Annotated in this window: 21 protein-coding genes; 19 read left to right on the top strand and 2 right to left on the bottom strand. The window is 74.9% G+C overall.

The window, feature by feature from the left end; genetic code table 11:
* Nucleotides 1–20: 20 nt before the first annotated feature.
* The 7 genes from GA0070562_RS13790 to GA0070562_RS13760 all read left to right on the top strand — a co-directional run bounded on the left by GA0070562_RS13790 (nucleotide 21) and on the right by GA0070562_RS13760 (nucleotide 7,242).
* Nucleotides 21–1,526, top strand: coding sequence for a potassium/proton antiporter (locus GA0070562_RS13790; protein ID WP_091420764.1), 1,506 nt, complete (start codon nucleotides 21–23; stop codon nucleotides 1,524–1,526).
* A gap of 224 nt (nucleotides 1,527–1,750) precedes the next feature.
* Complete coding sequence (locus GA0070562_RS13785; protein WP_030500254.1) at nucleotides 1,751–2,170, top strand: TraR/DksA family transcriptional regulator; 420 nt, start codon at nucleotides 1,751–1,753, stop codon at nucleotides 2,168–2,170.
* Nucleotides 2,171–2,236: 66 nt separating this feature from the next.
* Nucleotides 2,237–2,839 (top strand): signal peptidase II, encoded by a 603-nt coding sequence (gene lspA, locus GA0070562_RS13780; RefSeq protein ID WP_091420760.1) that lies wholly within the window; start codon nucleotides 2,237–2,239, stop codon nucleotides 2,837–2,839.
* Nucleotides 2,836–3,780 carry an RluA family pseudouridine synthase gene (locus GA0070562_RS13775; protein WP_091420757.1) on the top strand — a complete coding sequence of 315 codons (945 nt, stop codon included), beginning with the start codon at nucleotides 2,836–2,838 and terminating at the stop codon, nucleotides 3,778–3,780. Before lspA ends, GA0070562_RS13775 begins: the two co-directional genes overlap by 4 nt.
* A gap of 1 nt (nucleotide 3,781) precedes the next feature.
* On the top strand, nucleotides 3,782–4,630 hold the full coding sequence (locus GA0070562_RS13770) for a hypothetical protein (RefSeq protein ID WP_091420752.1): 849 nt from the start codon (nucleotides 3,782–3,784) through the stop codon (nucleotides 4,628–4,630).
* Nucleotides 4,631–4,770: 140 nt separating this feature from the next.
* Nucleotides 4,771–6,336, top strand: coding sequence for an ATPase (locus GA0070562_RS13765; protein WP_091420748.1), 1,566 nt, complete (start codon nucleotides 4,771–4,773; stop codon nucleotides 6,334–6,336).
* A 48-nt stretch (nucleotides 6,337–6,384) separates the two neighbouring features.
* The gene (locus GA0070562_RS13760; RefSeq protein WP_091420744.1) at nucleotides 6,385–7,242 is read left to right on the top strand and encodes a DUF2567 domain-containing protein; all 858 of its coding nucleotides are present in this window, start codon (nucleotides 6,385–6,387) and stop codon (nucleotides 7,240–7,242) included.
* On the opposite strand, the gene GA0070562_RS13755 is transcribed toward GA0070562_RS13760, so the two are convergent.
* Nucleotides 7,208–7,912: an LON peptidase substrate-binding domain-containing protein gene (locus tag GA0070562_RS13755; RefSeq protein WP_091420742.1), complete on the bottom strand. Its 705-nt coding sequence runs from the start codon at nucleotides 7,910–7,912 to the stop codon at nucleotides 7,208–7,210. The two genes, GA0070562_RS13760 and GA0070562_RS13755, sit on opposite strands and share 35 nt — an antisense overlap.
* A gap of 108 nt (nucleotides 7,913–8,020) precedes the next feature.
* On the opposite strand from GA0070562_RS13755, the gene hisD reads away from it, so the two are divergent.
* From hisD to hisF, 12 genes are all read left to right on the top strand, one after another.
* Nucleotides 8,021–9,346 (top strand): histidinol dehydrogenase, encoded by a 1,326-nt coding sequence (hisD, locus tag GA0070562_RS13750; RefSeq protein WP_091420739.1) that lies wholly within the window; start codon nucleotides 8,021–8,023, stop codon nucleotides 9,344–9,346.
* Entirely contained in the window at nucleotides 9,343–10,416 is a 1,074-nt protein-coding gene (locus tag GA0070562_RS13745; RefSeq protein WP_091420734.1) for a histidinol-phosphate transaminase, read from the top strand. The genes hisD and GA0070562_RS13745 overlap by 4 nt, the downstream gene beginning before the upstream one ends.
* Nucleotides 10,413–11,024, top strand: coding sequence for an imidazoleglycerol-phosphate dehydratase HisB (hisB, locus tag GA0070562_RS13740; protein WP_018785239.1), 612 nt, complete (start codon nucleotides 10,413–10,415; stop codon nucleotides 11,022–11,024). Before GA0070562_RS13745 ends, hisB begins: the two co-directional genes overlap by 4 nt.
* Nucleotides 11,025–11,082: 58 nt before the next feature.
* Nucleotides 11,083–11,250 carry a hypothetical protein gene (locus GA0070562_RS30245; RefSeq protein WP_013287581.1) on the top strand — a complete coding sequence of 56 codons (168 nt, stop codon included), beginning with the start codon at nucleotides 11,083–11,085 and terminating at the stop codon, nucleotides 11,248–11,250.
* The gene (gene hisH / locus GA0070562_RS13735; RefSeq protein ID WP_091420731.1) at nucleotides 11,250–11,870 is read left to right on the top strand and encodes an imidazole glycerol phosphate synthase subunit HisH; all 621 of its coding nucleotides are present in this window, start codon (nucleotides 11,250–11,252) and stop codon (nucleotides 11,868–11,870) included. Before GA0070562_RS30245 ends, hisH begins: the two co-directional genes overlap by 1 nt.
* A 46-nt stretch (nucleotides 11,871–11,916) precedes the next feature.
* On the top strand, nucleotides 11,917–12,237 hold the full coding sequence (locus GA0070562_RS13730; protein ID WP_091420728.1) for a hypothetical protein: 321 nt from the start codon (nucleotides 11,917–11,919) through the stop codon (nucleotides 12,235–12,237).
* 19 nt (nucleotides 12,238–12,256) lie between these two features.
* Nucleotides 12,257–12,985: a bifunctional 1-(5-phosphoribosyl)-5-((5-phosphoribosylamino)methylideneamino)imidazole-4-carboxamide isomerase/phosphoribosylanthranilate isomerase PriA gene (gene priA, locus GA0070562_RS13725; protein ID WP_018785235.1), complete on the top strand. Its 729-nt coding sequence runs from the start codon at nucleotides 12,257–12,259 to the stop codon at nucleotides 12,983–12,985.
* The gene (locus GA0070562_RS13720; protein ID WP_091420723.1) at nucleotides 12,982–13,407 is read left to right on the top strand and encodes a RidA family protein; all 426 of its coding nucleotides are present in this window, start codon (nucleotides 12,982–12,984) and stop codon (nucleotides 13,405–13,407) included. The genes priA and GA0070562_RS13720 overlap by 4 nt, the downstream gene beginning before the upstream one ends.
* Before the next feature lie 81 nt (nucleotides 13,408–13,488).
* Nucleotides 13,489–13,935 (top strand): MarR family winged helix-turn-helix transcriptional regulator, encoded by a 447-nt coding sequence (locus GA0070562_RS13715; protein WP_091420721.1) that lies wholly within the window; start codon nucleotides 13,489–13,491, stop codon nucleotides 13,933–13,935.
* 1 nt (nucleotide 13,936) lies between these two features.
* Nucleotides 13,937–14,362, top strand: a complete 426-nt coding sequence (locus GA0070562_RS13710) for an organic hydroperoxide resistance protein (protein ID WP_091420718.1) — start codon at nucleotides 13,937–13,939, stop codon at nucleotides 14,360–14,362.
* Nucleotides 14,363–14,367: 5 nt separating this feature from the next.
* A complete protein-coding gene (locus GA0070562_RS13705; protein ID WP_091421957.1) occupies nucleotides 14,368–15,375 on the top strand; it encodes an NADP-dependent oxidoreductase in 1,008 nt (335 codons plus the stop codon).
* A gap of 85 nt (nucleotides 15,376–15,460) precedes the next feature.
* The gene (hisF, locus tag GA0070562_RS13700) at nucleotides 15,461–16,228 is read left to right on the top strand and encodes an imidazole glycerol phosphate synthase subunit HisF (RefSeq protein WP_091420714.1); all 768 of its coding nucleotides are present in this window, start codon (nucleotides 15,461–15,463) and stop codon (nucleotides 16,226–16,228) included.
* 8 nt (nucleotides 16,229–16,236) lie between these two features.
* Here hisF and GA0070562_RS13695 read toward each other — a convergent pair whose 3' ends face one another.
* Nucleotides 16,237–16,698 carry a hypothetical protein gene (locus GA0070562_RS13695; RefSeq protein ID WP_091420710.1) on the bottom strand — a complete coding sequence of 154 codons (462 nt, stop codon included), beginning with the start codon at nucleotides 16,696–16,698 and terminating at the stop codon, nucleotides 16,237–16,239.
* Nucleotides 16,699–16,707: the final 9 nt, after the last annotated feature.

Genomic DNA, 16,707 nt, shown 5'->3' with positions numbered 1-16,707 from the left:
TCCGGTCGGGCCGGCCGGCGATGACCCCGGGGCTCGACGTCGCGCTGCTCGTGGGCGCCGCCGTGCTGCTGGTCGCGGTGGGCGCGGTGCGGTTCTCCACCCGGCTCGGCGTACCGAGTCTGCTGGTCTACCTGGCGCTCGGCGTGCTGCTCGGCGAGGCCGGCCTGGGCATCCGGTTCGACGACGTCGAGCTGACCCGGGTGCTCGGCTTCTGCGCGCTCATCGTGATCATCGCGGAGGGCGGCCTGACCGCGCGGTGGAGCACGTTGCGGCCGGTGCTGGGACTGACGGCGGCGCTGTCCACGGTCGGCGTCGTGGTCAGCATCGTGGTCGTCGGCGTGGTGGTGCACCTGCTGCTGGGCCTGGACTGGCGGCTGTCGCTGCTCTACGGCGCGGTGCTCTCCTCCACCGACGCCGCGGCCGTGTTCGCCACGCTGCGCCGGTTGCGCCTGCCGCCCCGGCTGGTGGCCGCGCTGGAGGCCGAGTCCGGGGTGAACGACGCCCCGGTCGTGCTGCTGGTGCTGCTGCTGTCCCGCGCCGGGGTCGAGGCCGCCCACCCCTGGTGGTACGAGGTGCTGCTGCTCGGTTACGAACTGAGCGCCGGCGCGGCGGTCGGGGTCGGCGCCGGGCTGGCCGGCCGGTACGCGCTGCGCCGGGCCGCGCTGCCGTCGGCCGGCCTGTACCCGATCGCGGTGGTCGGCTTCACCGTGCTGGCGTACGCGGCCGGCTCGATGCTGCACGCCTCGGGTTTCCTCGCCGTGTACGTCGCGGGCGTACTGCTCGGCAACTCGCGGCTGCCGCACCGCCAGGCCATCCTCGGTTTCGCCGACGGGCTGGCCTGGCTGGCCCAGATCGGCCTGTTCGTGCTGCTCGGCCTGCTGGTCTCGCCGAGCCGGCTGGACGCGGCGGTGCTGCCGGCGGTGATCACCGGGCTGGCGCTGCTGCTGCTCGCCCGGCCGCTGTCGGTGGCGGTGTCCGCGTTGCCGTTCCGGGTGAACCTGCGCGAGCAGCTGTTCCTGTCCTGGGCGGGGCTGCGCGGCGCGGTGCCGGTCGTGCTGGCGACCATCCCGCTGTCGCTGCACGTGCCGGGGGCGGACCGCCTGTTCGACGCCGTCTTCGTCCTGGTGGTGATCTTCACGTTGCTCCAGGCCGGGACGCTGGCGCCGGCCGCCCGCCGGCTGGGGGTGACCGCGCCGGCGGAGGCGAGCGAGATCCTGCTGGAGACCGCGCCGCTGGAACGGATGCGCGCGGATCTGCTCCAGCTGGAGGTGCCGACCGGGTCGCGGCTGGCCGGGGTGCACGTGGACGAGCTGCGGCTGCCGGTCGGCGCCGCGGTGACGCTCGTGCTGCGTGACGGCGTCGGTTTCGTGCCGGGCGCCGATACCCGGCTCAAGGTCGGGGACAGCCTGCTCATCGTCGCCACCGCCGGCGTTCGGGACGAGACCGAGCGGCGGCTGCGGGCGGTGAGCCGCCGGGGTCGGCTGGCGAGGTGGTTCGGGGAGTACGGCGAGGAGCAGGCCCGCTGATCTGCTACCGTTCCTTTTGCCCCGATTGATGGCAGTCCGGGGCGGATACGTGGGACGACGGTGCGGCACGTTGTCGGACGCCTGTACGTTCCGTATTCTTGCCAACCTCCGGAGTGCACGGCGGACTCGCTCGCCGTGCACCCTTCCGTACGCGGACGACGCCGACGAAGGCGTCCCCGCCCACGTACCGCTGACCGCCGCGCCACGCGGCTGAGGGAGCTGACATGGCGAAGCCAGCCGACACCAGGACCGCCGGCCGCAAGCCCGCGCCGAAGGCCACCCGCAGCGCCGCGGAGACCGAGAAGATCCGGGCCGCCCTGGCGGCACGGCGGGACGAACTCAACGCCGAGTACGATCAGACGCTGAGCGAGATCACCGAGCTGCAGCGCGACCGGCTGACCGACTCGGCCGGGGACGACCAGGCCGACACCGGCACCAAGACGTTCGAGCGGGAGCAGGAGATCTCTCTCGCCAACAGCATCAAGGAACGGATCACGCAGGTCGAGCGCGCGCTGGAGCGCCTCGACGAGGGTGGCTACGGCTGGTGCGAGCGGTGCGGCAACCCGATCCCGGTGGAGCGGCTCGCCGCGTTCCCGTCGGCCACCCTCTGCGTGACGTGCAAGCAGCTGGAGGAGCGGCGCTGATCACCGCTCCCCGGCGGCCGTACGGCAGACGGTGACCACACCGTCGCAAGCGTCGATGGGGAGCAGATGACCGCAGCACCGCCCGCCGGGGCCGGCACCACCGAGTCGGGCGCCGGCGCGCCCCGCCGTAAGGCCGTCGGCCTGCTGCTCGGCGTGTCCCTGTTCTCGCTGCTGGCGGATCTCGGCACGAAGCAGCTCGCGCTCGCCGAGCTGACCGGCCGGGAGCCGGTGTCGCTGCTCGGCGGCGCGGTCTACCTCAGCCTCACCCGCAACAGCGGCGCGGCCTGGAGCATCGGCTCCGACCACACCTGGGTCTTCCCGATCATCACGTTCGTGGTGATCGGGTGGATCGCCTGGATGGCGCTGCGGCTGCGCTCGCTGCCGTGGGCGGTGTCGCTCGGCCTGGTGCTGGGCGGCGCGCTGGGCAACCTGATCGACCGGATCTTCCGCGCGCCCGGGCACTTCGTCGGGCACGTGGTCGACATGATCAGCCTCTTCGACCCGTACGGCCAGGTCTGGCCGGTGTTCAACCTGGCCGACAGCTCGCTGGTGTGCGGCGTGGTGCTCGCGGTCTTCCTGGAGTTGACCGGCCGGCAGCGCGACGGCTCCCGGCTGCGCGACGAGAAGCGCGACGCCGCCGCCCCGGCCGAGCAGCGGGAGAGCGCGTGACCTCCGCATTCGCCGCCGGCGGCGACACCCGTTCCCTGCCCGTACCGGACGGCCTCGACGGCATGCGCCTGGACCAGGCCGTGTCCCGCCTGTTCGGGCTCTCCCGCACCGCCGCTGCCGGCCTGATCGACGCCGGGGACGCGCTCGTCGACGGCGTGGCCCGGCCCAACTCGCACAAGGTCAAGGCGGGGTCGTGGCTGGAGGTCACGCTGCCCGCGCCGCCCGCCCCGCCGACCGTGGTGCCGCAGGCGGTGCCCGGCCTGACAGTGGTGTACGCCGACGACGACATCGTGGTGGTCGACAAGCCGGTCGGGGTGGCCGCGCACCCGAGCCCCGGCTGGACCGGCCCGACCGTGATCGGCGGGCTGGCCGGCATCGGTCACCGCATCTCCACCAGCGGCGCCGCCGAGCGGCAGGGCGTGGTGCACCGGCTCGACGTGGGCACCACCGGCATCATGGCGGTGGCCAAGAGCGAGCGCGCGTACACCGCGCTGAAGCGGGCGTTCAAGGAGCGCGAGGTGGAGAAGCGCTACCACGCCGTGGTGCAGGGCCACCCGGACCCGCTGCGCGGCACCATCGACGCGCCGATCGACAGGCACCCGCACCACGACTACCGCTGGGCCGTGGTCTCCGGCGGCAAGCCGAGCATCACGCACTACGACACGCTCGAGGCGTTCCCCGCCGCCAGCCTGCTCGACGTGCGGCTGGAGACGGGGCGCACGCACCAGATCCGGGTGCACTTCTCCAGCATGCGGCACCCCTGCGTGGGCGACCTGACCTACGGCGCGGACCCGACGCTGTCGGCCCGGCTCGGGCTGTCCCGGCAGTGGCTGCACGCCCGCTCGCTGAGCTTCGCGCATCCGGCCACCGGTGACGAGGTGACGTTCGTCAGCGAGTACCCGGACGACCTGGCCCGGGCGCTGGAGATCCTGCGCGACTGACGTGAGCGACGATCCCGCGCCTCCGCGCCGGTCCCGGTCCGCCGCGCTGACCTGGCTCGCGCTGGCCTGCGCGCTCGTGGTGCTGGTGGTGGCGGTGGCGCAGCGGCGGGACCGCCCGGTGAGCGACCGCACGGTCGGCGAGGTGACCCGGGTCGGCGTGACCGACGGCGCGAGCATCCCGGCGTACCTGCGCGCCGCCGGGGACGAGCTGGCCCGCCTCGACGCGCCCGACGGCTACGCGCTGGTGTCGTTCGGCGACTACCTGACCCCGGCGCGGGCGGCCGCCGCGCTGGACGGCACGCGGGTCTCGGCGGTGGTGGCACGGGTGCCGCTGCCCGGCCGGCAGACCGAGATCGTCCGGATCGCGGCGCTGCGCCTGCCGCAGGACGTGGTGGCCGGGATGACCGGCGTCGCGACGCGCAAGGACCGGGAGGCCGCGGACTACCGGTCCCGCGCCGCCGCGGCCGCCGCCGATCCGGAGCTGCGCCGGGCGTACGACAGCGGCGCCGAGGTCGCCGCCCGCGAGGCGGAGGCGTACCGGGCGGGCTGCGCCTGCGTCTACGCCGCGGTGGTCGGTGCCGCGCCGGACGCCCTGCGCGCGCTCGCCGGGCGTCCGGGCGTGCGGGTGGTGGACCCGGCGCCGGAGGTGACCCGTCTGGACCGGACCGTGTTCACCCCGCCGCTGCCCGAGCAGCGTGACGTGGTCCGGCCGCCGGCCGACACCGGACCGGCCGAGGCAGGCGGAATGGGCGATTCGTCGGAAGCCGCACGGACGGTGAGCGGACCTTCACCCACCGCCCCCGCGTCCGTGACCGGCTCCGGAGCGCCCAATCCCGCTCCCACCTCCTGAGACATCGGGGCGCACGGCTACCGGGCCGATCCCATGGTGCGGCGGGCCACCGGGCGATGTGCGGCGCGGGGAGTGGTCCGAATAGGGTTTCGTTCGTAGCCTGTCAGGCGGAGATCGATGGGCTGGGGGAGGGCGAATCCTTGGACGGCAGCGAGACCGGCTGGGGTCGGCAGGGCGAGCCGGCACCGCGGTGGCGGGCGCTGCTCGACCGGGCCCGGCTCGGCGGTCGCGGCGCGGAGCACGCCGACGCCGACCGGCACGTCGAGGAGCAACCGGCGCCGCCGCCCGACCCGCTGCCCCGCCGTGGCGCGGGCACCGGGTGGACCGGCCGCGCCACCGCCGTCGGCCGCGCCCCCGACGGGTCGTACGGCGCCGAGCCCGGTTACCGGGCCGAGGCCACGTTCCGGGTCGACCCGGCCTTCCGCGCCGATCCCCGGCACGACGGCGAGCCGGCCTACCGGGCCGAACCGGCGTACCGCAGCGACCCGGAGCCGACCTGGCGCGCCGGGCAGCCCTACCCGCCCGACCCATCCTGGCGCGCCGACCCGTCGCTCGCGCCCGACCCGTCGTTCCCGCCCGACCCGTCGTTCGCACCCGAGCAGCCCTTCACCGCCGAGCCGCGCCCGGAACCGTCCTGGCGGCCCGAGCCGGCCCGGCCGGAGCCGCGCGGCCGGGCCGAGGCGCCGGCCGAGTCCCGGTACTCCCTTCTCGACGGCGGCTACCGGCCCGCGCCGCCGCCGCCCGAGTCCCGCTACGCGCTGCTCGACCGGGGTCGCTACCGGCCGGACACGCCGCCCGCCCCGGAGCCGGTGGTACCCGCGCCCCGCCGCCCGCTGGAGGGCCGCTCCGGCCGGGTCGACGCGGCCCAGGTGCAGTGGCGCGCCCCGGAGCCGGACCCGGAGCTGGAACGGGCGACCAGCGTGCTCCGCCGCGAGCTGGGCACCCCGAGGGTGCTCGCCTTCGCCAACCCCAAGGGCGGGGTGCACAAGACCACCGCGACAGTGCTCGCCGCCGCGACGGTCGGCAGCGTACGCGGGCGCGGCGTGCTCGCCTGGGACGACAACGAGCTGCGCGGCACGCTCGGTCTGCGGGCCGGCAGCGCCCGGCACGCCCGCACCATCCGCCACCTGATCCACGACCTGGCGCAGATCGAGATCCTCGAGGGCAACACGCTGCTGTCGCACCTCGACGACTACCTGCGGCACGCCTCCGACGGCTCGTACGACGTGCTGGCCGGCGAGGAGAGCCCGCGTTTCGCCCAGCGGCTCGACCAGTTCACCGTCAAGCGGGTGCTGGAGCTGCTGCGCCGCACCCACGAGGTGGTCTGCGTGGACACCGGCAACAACGTGGAGAGCCCGAACTGGCGCACCGTCATGCAGGCCGCCGACCAGCTCGTGGTGACCACCGTGCCGCGTGAGGACGCGGCGTTCAGCGCGGACTGGATGCTCGACCTGCTGCACGAGGTGGGCATGGGCGAGCTGGCCGACAACGCGGTCACGCTGATCTCCTGCCCCACGCCGGGGCGTACCTCGTTGCAGGACGACCTGGAACGGCACTTCGCCACCCGTACCCGGGCGGTCGCCGTGGTGCCCTACGACCCGGCGCTGGAGACCGGCTCCTCGATCGAGTACCACCAGCTCCAGGCCGAGACCCGCAACGCCTGGCTCAAGGCGGCAGCGGTGATGCTGGAACCGTTCGCGCGCTGAGCGCCGACCACCGCCCCGCGCCGTGCCCGGGCCTGAGAGGATCAACGGGTGAGTCCGGACACCCCTGAGCCCGAGCGGGCGCGCGAGCGCACCGACGGCACCGACGCGCGTACCGGCGACGCCCTCCCGCCTCCCGGCGACGCCCCGTGGCCTGGTGACGCCGCGTGGCCCGAGCGCGAGCAGCCGCCCGGCTGGCCCGGTGGCCTGCCGGTACCCGCCGGCACGCCGGTCACCGCGCCGGGCGCCGACCCGCTCGCCGGGTATCCCGGCGTGGTGGCGGAGCTGCCCGGCGCCGACGCCGCCCGGTCCGGCCGCCCGCTGGTCACCGCGCTCGGCGTGGTCGCGCTGCTCACCGCGCTCGGCGTGCCGCTGGGGCTGCTGTGGGCGTGGGCGGCGCCCGCCACCCCGGTGCGGCAGACCCCGGCCGGCGCGGTCTACGCGACCACGCAGCCGGAGCAGCCGATCGCCGCGGACGGCTGGTTCAGCCTCCTGACGCTCGGCTTCGGTGTGCTCGCCGCCGTCGCCCTGTGGGTGCTGCTGCGCCGTCGGCGCGGCCCGGCCGGTCTGCTCGCGGTGACGCTCGGCGGCCTCGGCGCGGCGGTGGTGGCCTGGCAGGTCGGCCGCCGGATCGGCCTGTCGACGTTCCAGCGGCTGGTGGAGACCGCGCCGCCGGGCACCGCGTTCACCAAACCCGTCGACCTGCGTGCCGGCGGCGTCGACTGGTACGGCCCGCTGCCGTTGCCGCACGGGAACCTGCTGCTCGCCGCGTTCGGCGCGGCAGTCACGTACACGCTGCTGGCGGGCTGGTCGCGGTGGCCGTCGCTGCGGCCGGAGCCGGAGCCCGACGCGGCCTGGCCGCCCCCACCCGGGTTCAGTTCGGCGCCGGGGGACCAGCCAGCTCGCTGAGCGGCACCGGCACCGCGCGCACCTGCCGCAGCAACGCCGTCTCCCGGTTGAGCAGGCGAAGCTCGGCGCGCAGCCGGCCGGCCGTGTCGTCGACGGCGAGCAGCCGCTGCCGGTCGGCGACGGTCAGCGCGGCGGTCGCGGCGACCAGGTGCGACAGGACCGTCGGATCCTCGGGCAGCTGCTCGGTGATCTCCTGCTGGTCCGGCCGGATCAGGCCCAGATACTGCCGGAACACCGAGATCACCCGGGCCGCCAGCAGGTCGGAGACCTCGTCCGGGCCGTCCGGCTCCGGCAGCCACTCCACCTCGGCGGTGAGGTACGGCTCGGCGGAGTCGTCGACGTCGGCGACCCGGAACCGCCGCCGCCCGACGGTGACGATGTCGAAGCCGCCGTCGGCCAGCTCGGTGACCTGCCGCAGCTCGGCGGTGCAGCCGACCTCGTGCAGCGTGACCTCGCCGCCGGCCGGCCCGGAACGCCCCGGCGGCCCGGCCGGCGCGACCTCCCAGCCGGCCTGGATCGCCACCACGCCGAACTCGCGCGGCGCGCCCTCGGGCAGCCCCACGAGATGACGCACCAGCGCCTTGTAGCGCTCCTCGAAGATGTGCAGCGGAAGGACCAGCCCGGGGAAGAGGACGGTCCCGAGCGGGAACACCGGCAGCCGTGCGCTCACGTGATCGAGCGTATCGCCAACGGGCCCGCCCGCGCGTGTCCCGGCTCACCGTCCCGGCGTGCGGGCGGGCCCGGCCGGTGACACCGGCGGCGGCCTAGACTCGCAGGCGTGCTGAATCGGATCGACCTGCGCGGCGGGGCCCGTGACCCGCGCCGCCTGCTGCCCCGTGCCCAGCTCGACGTCTCCGTGGCGGTCGAGCGGATCCGCCCGCTCGTGGAGGCGGTCCGGGACCATGGGTACCCGGCGATCCGGGAGGCGAGCGAACGGTTCGACGGCGTCTCCCCGGAGCGGCTGCGGGTGCCGGTCGAGACGATCCGCGCCGCCGAGGGCGAGCTGGATCCGCAGGTCCGCGCCGCGCTGCTGGAGTCGATCACCCGGGCCCGCAAGGTCCACGACGACCAGCGCCGCACCGACCACACCACGACGGTGGTGCCCGGCGGCACGGTGACCGAGCGGTGGGTGCCGGTCGACCGGGTCGGCCTCTACGTCCCCGGCGGCCTGGCCATGTACCCGTCGACTGTCGTGATGAACGTGGTACCGGCCCAGGCGGCCGGGGTGCGCTCGCTGGTGGTGGTGAGCCCGCCGCAGAAGGACAACGACGGCCTGCCGGACCGGCGCGTCCTCGCCGCCTGCGCGCTGCTCGGCGTGGACGAGGTGTACGCGGTCGGCGGCGCCCAGGCGGTCGCGATGCTCGCGTACGGCGCGGGCGTCGACCCGGCCGGGGACGAGCGCTGCGAGCCGGTCGACATGATCACCGGTCCGGGCAACATCTGGGTCACCGCCGCGAAGCGGCTGCTGCGCGGCGTGGTCGGCATCGACGCCGAGGCCGGCCCGACCGAGATCGCGATCCTGGCCGACGACACCGCCGACCCGGCGCACGTCGCCGCCGACCTGATCAGCCAGGCCGAGCACGACCCGCTGGCCGCGAGCGTGCTGGTCACGCCGTCCACCGCGCTGGCCGACGCGGTCGACGCCGAGCTGGCCCGGCAGGCGCCGGCGGCCAAGCACGCCGAGCGGATCGGCACCGCGCTGCGCGGCGAGCAGAGCGGCGTGGTCCTGGTCGACGACCTGGAGGCGGGCCTGCGGGTGGTCGACGCGTACGCGGCCGAGCACCTGGAGATCCAGACCGAGAACGCCCGCGAGTGGGCGCTGCGGGTGCGCAACGCCGGAGCGGTGTTCGTGGGCGCCTGGTCGCCGGTGTCGCTCGGCGACTACTGCGCGGGCTCCAACCACGTGCTGCCCACCGGCGGCTGCGCCCGGCACTCCTCCGGCCTGTCCGTGCAGTCCTTCCTGCGCGGCGTGCACCTGATCGAATACACCCAGGAGGCGCTGCGCGACGTGGCCCCGCACGTGGTCACCCTGGCGACGGTGGAGGACCTGCCCGCGCACGGCCAGGCGGTCAGCGTCCGGTTCCCCGAGGGCGGCGCGTCGTGACCACGCTCGACGACCTGCCGATCCGCGACGACCTGCGCGGGCGGACGCCGTACGGGGCGCCGCAGCTCGACGTGCCGGTGCGGTTGAACACCAACGAGAACTCCTACCCGGTGCCCGAGCCGGTGGTGGAGGCGATCGGCAAGGCGGTCGCCGCCGAGCTGCGCGACCTCAACCGCTACCCGGACCGGGACGCGGTGGCGCTGCGCGCCGACCTGGCCGCATACCTCGGTCACGGGCTCACCGCGGACCACGTGTGGGCGGCGAACGGCTCCAACGAGATCCAGCAGCAGCTGCTCCAGGCGTTCGGCGGTCCCGGGCGCACCGCGCTCGGCTTCACGCCGGCGTACTCGATGCACCCGCTGCTGGCGCTCGGCACCGGCACCCGGTGGGTGCCCGCCCGGCGCGGCGCGGACTTCGGTCTCACCGCCGGCGAGGCGGTGGCCCAGATCCGCGAGCACCGGCCGGACGTGGTGTTCCTCTGCTCGCCGAACAACCCGACCGGCACCGCGCTCGACCCGGCGGTGGTCGCCGCCGTACTGGACGAGGCGCCCGGCATGGTGATCGTCGACGAGGCGTACGCCGAGTTCGCCCGGCCCGGCACGGTCAGCGCGCTCGCCGTGCTGCCCGGCCACCCGCGGCTGGTGGTGACCCGCACCATGAGCAAGGCGTTCGGGTTCGCCGGCGGCCGGCTCGGCTACCTGGCCGCCGACCCGGCGGTGGTGGACGCGGTGCAGCTGGTCCGGCTGCCGTACCACCTGTCCGCGCTCACCCAGGCCGCCGCCCGCGCGGCGCTGGCGCACCGGGACGCCCTGCTCGGCACCGTGGCCGCGATCATGCAGCAGCGGGACCGGATCGTCGCCGAGCTGCGCGCCCGGGGTCACCGGGTGGCCGACAGCGACGCCAACTTCGTGCTGTTCGCCGTCGAGGGGGACCAGGCGGTGGCCTGGCGTACCCTGCTCGATGCCGGCGTGCTGGTGCGCGACGTCGGCCTGCCCGGCTGGCTGCGCGTCACCGCCGGGACCCCGACCGAGACCGACGCCTTCCTCACCGCGATGGAGACAGTTTCATGAGCCGGATCGCCCGGATCGAGCGGGTCACAAACGAGACGAAGGTGCTCGTCGAGATCGACCTCGACGGCACCGGCAAGGCCGACATCTCCACCGGCGTCGGCTTCTACGACCACATGCTCAACCAGATCGCCCGGCACGGCGGCTTCGACCTGACCGTGCACACCGTCGGCGACCTGGAGATCGACGCGCACCACACGATGGAGGACACGGCGCTCGCGCTGGGCGCCGCATTCGACCGGGCGCTGGGCGACAAGGCCGGCATCCGGCGGTACGGCTCGGCCACCGTCCCGATGGACGAGGTGCTGGTCCGGGCCGCCGTCGACCTGTCCGGCCGCCCGTACGTGGTGCACGACGAGCCGGCGCTGGCCCCGTACATCGGGCCGGTCTATCCGACGAGCATGACCCGGCACATCTGGGAGTCGTTCGGTCAGTCGGCCCGGATCACGCTGCACGTGGACGTGCTCCGCGCGGCCCGGCCCGGCGGTCACCCGGACGCCCACCACGTGGTCGAGGCGCAGTTCAAGGCCGTCTCCCGCGCGCTGCGCGAGGCGACCGCGCTGGACCCGCGTAACGCGGGCGTGGTCCCCTCCACGAAGGGCGCTCTCTGATGAGCGCGAGGAACGCAGCGAAGCGGAGTCCCGCAGTCGCGAACGGAAGCTGGCTCTGATGAAGGTGCTGCCCACACTTCTGTTGATCCTGGCCGGCCTGCTGGTCGGCGGGACGTGGTCGCTGCTCAAGCAGGGCGCGCCCCGCGCCGCCGTGGTGATCACCGGCCTGCTGGCCGTGCTGGCCACCGTCGCCGGGGTGCTCTGGCTGCTGCCGGGGGAGAGCTGATGGCACGGGTGGTGGTGCTCGACTACGGCTCGGGCAACCTGCGCTCGGCCGAGCGCGCGGTGGAGCGGGCCGGCGCCGAGGTGACTGTCACCGACGACCTGGACGCCGCCGCGTCGGCCGACGGCCTGGTGGTGCCGGGCGTCGGCGCGTTCGCCGCGTGCATGGCCGGGATCGAGGCGCTGGGCGCCGGGCCGGTCATCGCCGACCGGGTCGCCGCCGGGCGGCCGGTGCTGGGCATCTGCGTCGGCATGCAGATCCTGTTCGGGCACGGCGAGGAGCACGGCGTGGTCACCAAGGGGCTCGGGCTGCTGCCCGGCGGCGTGACCCGGCTGCCCGCCCGGCGGCTGCCGCACATGGGCTGGAACACCGTGCAGCCACCGGCCGGCTCGACGCTGTTCGCCGGGCTGCCGGGCGACACCCGGTTCTACTTCGTCCACTCCTATGGCGTGACCGACCCGGCGGCGCTGGCCGAGGCGGGTGCCGCGGTGACCACCGCGCACCACGGCGCGGACTTCGTCGCGGCGGTGGAGCGGGGGCCGCTGTCGGCCGCGCAGTTCCACCCGGAGAAGTCGGCCGACGCCGGCGCCGCGCTGCTGCGCAACTGGCTCGGCACGCTGTGACCGGACCGGTCCGGGGCACGCGGGCGGGGCGCCCGCGAGTGTTCGCGTGAGCAAGGAGCGGGCCCGCCGCCGCGCGGAGCGCGAGGCCGAGCAGGAGCGGGCGCGCGCCGTCCGCGCCCGCCGGGTGACGCGCCGGGAGCGGCGTCGTTCCCTGGTACGCCGGCTGACGCCGTCGATGCGGCGCGGGCGTACCGGCCGGCTGCGCCGGCACACCCGCCGCGAGCGGGCGACGATCCTGGTGCTCACCGTGGTGGCGGTGGTCGCCATCTGGAACCTGGTGGACGACCTCGCGCTGCGGCTGGTGCTGGTCGTGTTGTTGTTGCTGGTCCTGCCCGCGGTCGTGGTGATCGCGCTGGACCGTCGTTGAGGATCCGAGGAGAGAAGCGTTGAGCCTCACCCTGTTGCCCGCCGTGGACGTCGCCGACGGCCAGGCCGTCCGGCTCGTGCAGGGCGCCGCCGGTAGCGAGACCGCGTACGGCGACCCGCTGGACGCGGCTCTGGCCTGGCAGTCCGACGGCGCGGAGTGGATCCACCTGGTCGACCTGGACGCCGCGTTCGGGCGGGGCTCCAACGCCGCGCTGCTCGCCGAGGTGGTCGGCAAGCTGGACGTGAAGGTGGAGCTGTCCGGCGGCATCCGCGACGACGAGTCGCTGCGGGCGGCGCTCGGCACCGGGGCGGCCCGGGTCAACATCGGCACCGCCGCGCTGGAGGACCCGCAGTGGTGCGACCGGATCTGCGGCGAGTACGGCGACCGGGTGGCGATCGGGCTGGACGTGCGCGGCCGTACCCTGTCGGCGCGCGGCTGGACCCGCGACGGCGGTGACCTCTACGAGGTGCTGGCCCGGCTCGACGCCGCCGGCGCCGCGCGGTACGTGGTCACCGACATCACCAAGGACGGCACCATGCGCGGGCCCAACCTGGACCTGCTGCGCGAGGTGTGCGCCCGTACCGATGCCCCGGTGATCGCCTCCGGCGGTGTGTCCACGCTGGACGACCTGCGGGCGCTGGCCACGCTGGAGCCGGTGGGTGTGGAGGGCGTGATCGCCGGTAAGGCGCTCTACGCGGGCGCGTTCACCGTCGCCGAGGCGCTGGCGACTCTGCGGGCCGGCGCGTGACGGCCGAGCCGGCCCGGACGCCGGCGGACGCCGGGGTGGTGACCCGGCTCGGCTCTGGCGGCCCGTGGGAGGCGCTCTACGGCTATTCCCGGGTGGTCCGGGCCGGCTCACTGGCGATCACCGCCGGCTGCACCTCCACCGTGGACGGCCGGGTGGCGCACGCGGGTGACGCGGCTGCGCAGACCGCGCAGGCGATCCGGATCGGCCTGGACGCGCTGGCCGAGGTCGGCGCCGGGCCGGGTGACGTGGTGCGGACGCGGATGTACGTGACCGACCGGATCTACGCCGACGAGGTGGGCCGGGCACACAACGCGGTGTTCGGCCCGGTGCGCCCGGTGGCGACGATGGTGGTGGTGGCCGGGCTGATCGACCCGGATCTGCTGGTCGAGGTCGAGCTGGAGGCGTACCTGCCGGACCGCTGAGCGGTGCCGCCCGCAGTGGTCGGCCTCGCCTCGCAGCCCGATAAGTTGCGCACAACTTGATTGCGCGCTACCTTTCAGGGCGTGGCCGATGATCTGGTACTGCGCCGGCAGGTGTGCTTCGCGCTCTACGCGGCGTCGCGTGCCCTGACCGACGTCTACCGGCCCATCCTCGACGAGCACGGGCTGACCTACCCGCAGTACCTGGTGCTGCTGGTGCTCTGGGAGCGCGACGACGACGCTCCCACGGTCTCCGAACTCGGCGCCGCGCTCCGGCTCGACTCCGGCACGCTCTCCCCGCTGCTCAAACGGCTGGAGGCGGCCGGCCTGGTGGTGCGTACCCGCTCGGCTGCCGATGAGCGCCGGGTCGAGGTGGGCCTCACCGGCCAGGGCCGGGCCCTGCGGGAGCGGATGGGTGACGTGCCGCGCCGGGTGGCCACCGCGACCGGGCTCACCGAGGCCGAACTGGTCTTCCTCCACGGCATCCTCACCCGGGTCACCGAGACGATCCACCGACAGAAGGAGCAGTGACATGCAGGTGCTCTACACCGCCTCCGCCCGCGCCACCGGCGACGGCCGCGACGGTCACGTCCGGACCTCCGACGGCACGGTCGAGCTGGATCTCGCCTTACCGAAGGAGATGGGCGGCGCCGGCGGCGCGGCCAACCCGGAGCAGCTCTTCGCGGCCGGCTACGCGGCCTGCTTCCACTCCGCGCTGCGCGTGGTTGCCCGCCAGGCCAAGGCGGACGTCTCCGGCTCGGTCGTCGAGGCCGAGGTGGGCATCGGCCCGAACGGCAGCGGCGGCTACGGCCTGGCCGTGACGCTCGTGGTGGACCTGCCCGCGGTCGAGCGCGCCGCCGCCGAGCAGCTCGTGGACGCGGCCCACCAGGTCTGCCCCTACTCCAACGCGACGCGTGGGAACGTCGAGGTCACGCGCACGGTCCGCGCGGCCCTGTGAGCACGATGAGCGAGGCGCGGGTGAACCGGGAGATCCACCTGGCGTCCCGGCCGGAGGGCTGGCCGACCCCGGAGAACTTCCGCCTGGTCACCACCGAGGTGCCGACGCCGGGCCCCGGGCAGGTCGTGGTCCGCAACCGGTTCATGTCCGTCGACCCGTACATGCGCGGGCGGATGAACGACGTCAAGTCGTACGTGCCGCCGTTCGCGCTCGACGCCCCGCTCGACGGGGGCGCGATCGGTGAGGTGGTGGCCGGCGAGGCCGGTGACGTCAAGCCCGGCGACACGGTGCTGCACGGGCTCGGCTGGCGCGAGTACGCGCTGGTGGACGCCAAGGGCGTCCGCAAGGTCGATCCCGGCCTGGCGCCGGTCACCGCGTACCTGGGCGTGCTCGGCATGACCGGGCTGACCGCGTACGCCGGGCTGCTCGACGTGGCCGCGATGAAGCCGGGGGAGACCGTGTTCGTCTCCGGCGCGGCCGGCGCGGTGGGCAGCATGGTCGGCCAGATCGCGAAGCTGCGCGGCGCCGGGCGGGTGATCGGCAGCGCCGGTTCCCCGGCGAAGGTGGAACGCCTCACCGCGCTCGGCTTCGACGCCGCCTTCGACTACCACGACGGCCCCGTGTACAAGCAGCTCAGGGCCGCCGCCCCGGACGGCGTCGACGTGTACTTCGACAACGTCGGCGGCGAGCACCTGGAGGCCGCGATCGGGGCGATGAACCTGCACGGCCGGGCCGCGATCTGCGGCATGATCGCGCAGTACAACGCCACCGAGCCGCCCGCCGCGCCGCGCAACCTGGCGCTGGTGATCGGTAAGCGGCTGACGCTGCGCGGATTCCTCGTCGGTGACCACGGTCACCTGCGGGAGCAGTTCGTGCAGGAGGTGGCGGGCTGGCTGCGCGAGGGCCGGCTGTCGTACGACGAGACGATCGTCGACGGCATCGAGCAGGCCCCCGAGGCGTTCCTCGGCCTGCTGCGCGGCGAGAACCTCGGCAAGATGCTGGTCCGTCTCTGACCGGCGCGAACCACTCCACCGCGGGCGGTGGTGACCGGCCTCACCGGCGGGTCACCACCGCCCGCGCGTTCGTTAGGCTCGGGGCATGACGGTGGCGGTACGGGTCATCCCGTGTCTGGACGTGGACGCCGGGCGCGTGGTCAAGGGGGTCAACTTCCTCGACCTGCGCGACGCCGGCGACCCGGTGGAGCTGGCGGCGGCGTACGACCGGGCCGGCGCGGACGAGCTGACCTTCCTCGACGTCACCGCCTCGTCCAGCGACCGGGGCACCATGCTCGACGTGGTGCGGCGCACCGCCGAGTCGGTCTTCATCCCGCTCACGGTGGGCGGCGGCGTACGCCAGGTCGCCGACGTCGACACGCTGCTGCGCGCCGGTGCGGACAAGGTCGGCGTGAACACCGCCGCCATCGCCCGGCCGGAGCTGATCGCCGAGATCGCCGACCGGTTCGGCCGCCAGGTCCTGGTGCTCTCGCTCGACGTGCGCCGCGCCCCGGACGGCACGACGCCGAGCGGCTTCGAGGTGACCACGCACGGCGGCCGGCGGGGCACCGGGCTGGACGCGGTCGAGTGGGCGGCGCGCGGCGCCGAGCTGGGCGCGGGCGAGATCCTGCTCAACTCGATGGACGCCGACGGCACCAAGGCCGGGTTCGACCTGCCGCTGATCCAGGCTGTCCGCGAGGTGGTCGACGTGCCGGTGATCGCCAGCGGGGGCGCGGGCGAGGTGGCCCATTTCCCGCCGGCGATCGGCGCCGGGGCGGACGCGGTGCTCGCGGCCAGCGTCTTCCACTTCGGCGAACTCACGGTCGGCGAGGTCAAGGACGCGCTGCGCGGCGCCGGGCACCCGGTGCGCTGAGGCGGCGGTCACTGCCGGCCGGAGTGCCCCTCGGGGGAGCGGCGCGGCATCGGGATGGACCGGACCACGTACTCCTGCACGGCGGCGGCGTGGTCGTCCTCGTCGAGCTGCCACTCGGACTCGGCGGGCGGGTGCCGCCGGGTCAGCACGCCCTGCACCGTGTCGACTGTGGTGCCGAGCCCGGCGCTGGGCCGGGTGCGCCAGAGCCGTTCACCGTCCGGGGTGACCCGGAACCAGCCGTCGGCGACGCTGACCAGGCCCGCGCCGACGAGCCGCCGGACCGCCCCCTCCACCTCGTGCCGCTCCGGGATGGCCTGGTTGAGGTGGTCGGCGGTGGAGAGGACGTCGGCCAGCCGTACGCCTTCGGGGCGGCGTGTCGCGGCGGCCCGCCGGTGCCGGCCGGCGCCACTGGCGATGACCAACGCGACGAAGATCCAGGCGTCGCTCCAACGCCATCCGTTCTCCCCCATGCAGGAATG

It is taken from the genome of Micromonospora tulbaghiae (assembly GCF_900091605.1).
Classification (GTDB): Bacteria; Actinomycetota; Actinomycetes; order Mycobacteriales; family Micromonosporaceae; genus Micromonospora; species Micromonospora tulbaghiae.
This window is presented reverse-complemented; position numbering and strand designations above follow the sequence as displayed.

What these genes read in the sequence shown, in the direction of transcription:
- GA0070562_RS13790 (WP_091420764.1), top strand. Translation starts at nt 21, where the DNA reads ATGACCCCGGGGCTCGACGTCGCGCTGCTCGTGGGCGCCGCCGTGCTG.
- GA0070562_RS13785 (WP_030500254.1), top strand. Translation starts at nt 1,751, where the DNA reads ATGGCGAAGCCAGCCGACACCAGGACCGCCGGCCGCAAGCCCGCGCCG.
- lspA (WP_091420760.1), top strand. Translation starts at nt 2,237, where the DNA reads ATGACCGCAGCACCGCCCGCCGGGGCCGGCACCACCGAGTCGGGCGCC.
- hisB (WP_018785239.1), top strand. Translation starts at nt 10,413, where the DNA reads ATGAGCCGGATCGCCCGGATCGAGCGGGTCACAAACGAGACGAAGGTG.
- GA0070562_RS30245 (WP_013287581.1), top strand. Translation starts at nt 11,083, where the DNA reads ATGAAGGTGCTGCCCACACTTCTGTTGATCCTGGCCGGCCTGCTGGTC.
- hisH (WP_091420731.1), top strand. Translation starts at nt 11,250, where the DNA reads ATGGCACGGGTGGTGGTGCTCGACTACGGCTCGGGCAACCTGCGCTCG.
- GA0070562_RS13710 (WP_091420718.1), top strand. Translation starts at nt 13,937, where the DNA reads ATGCAGGTGCTCTACACCGCCTCCGCCCGCGCCACCGGCGACGGCCGC.
- GA0070562_RS13705 (WP_091421957.1), top strand. Translation starts at nt 14,368, where the DNA reads ATGAGCGAGGCGCGGGTGAACCGGGAGATCCACCTGGCGTCCCGGCCG.
- hisF (WP_091420714.1), top strand. Translation starts at nt 15,461, where the DNA reads ATGACGGTGGCGGTACGGGTCATCCCGTGTCTGGACGTGGACGCCGGG.
- GA0070562_RS13695 (WP_091420710.1), bottom strand. Translation starts at nt 16,698, where the DNA reads ATGGGGGAGAACGGATGGCGTTGGAGCGACGCCTGGATCTTCGTCGCG.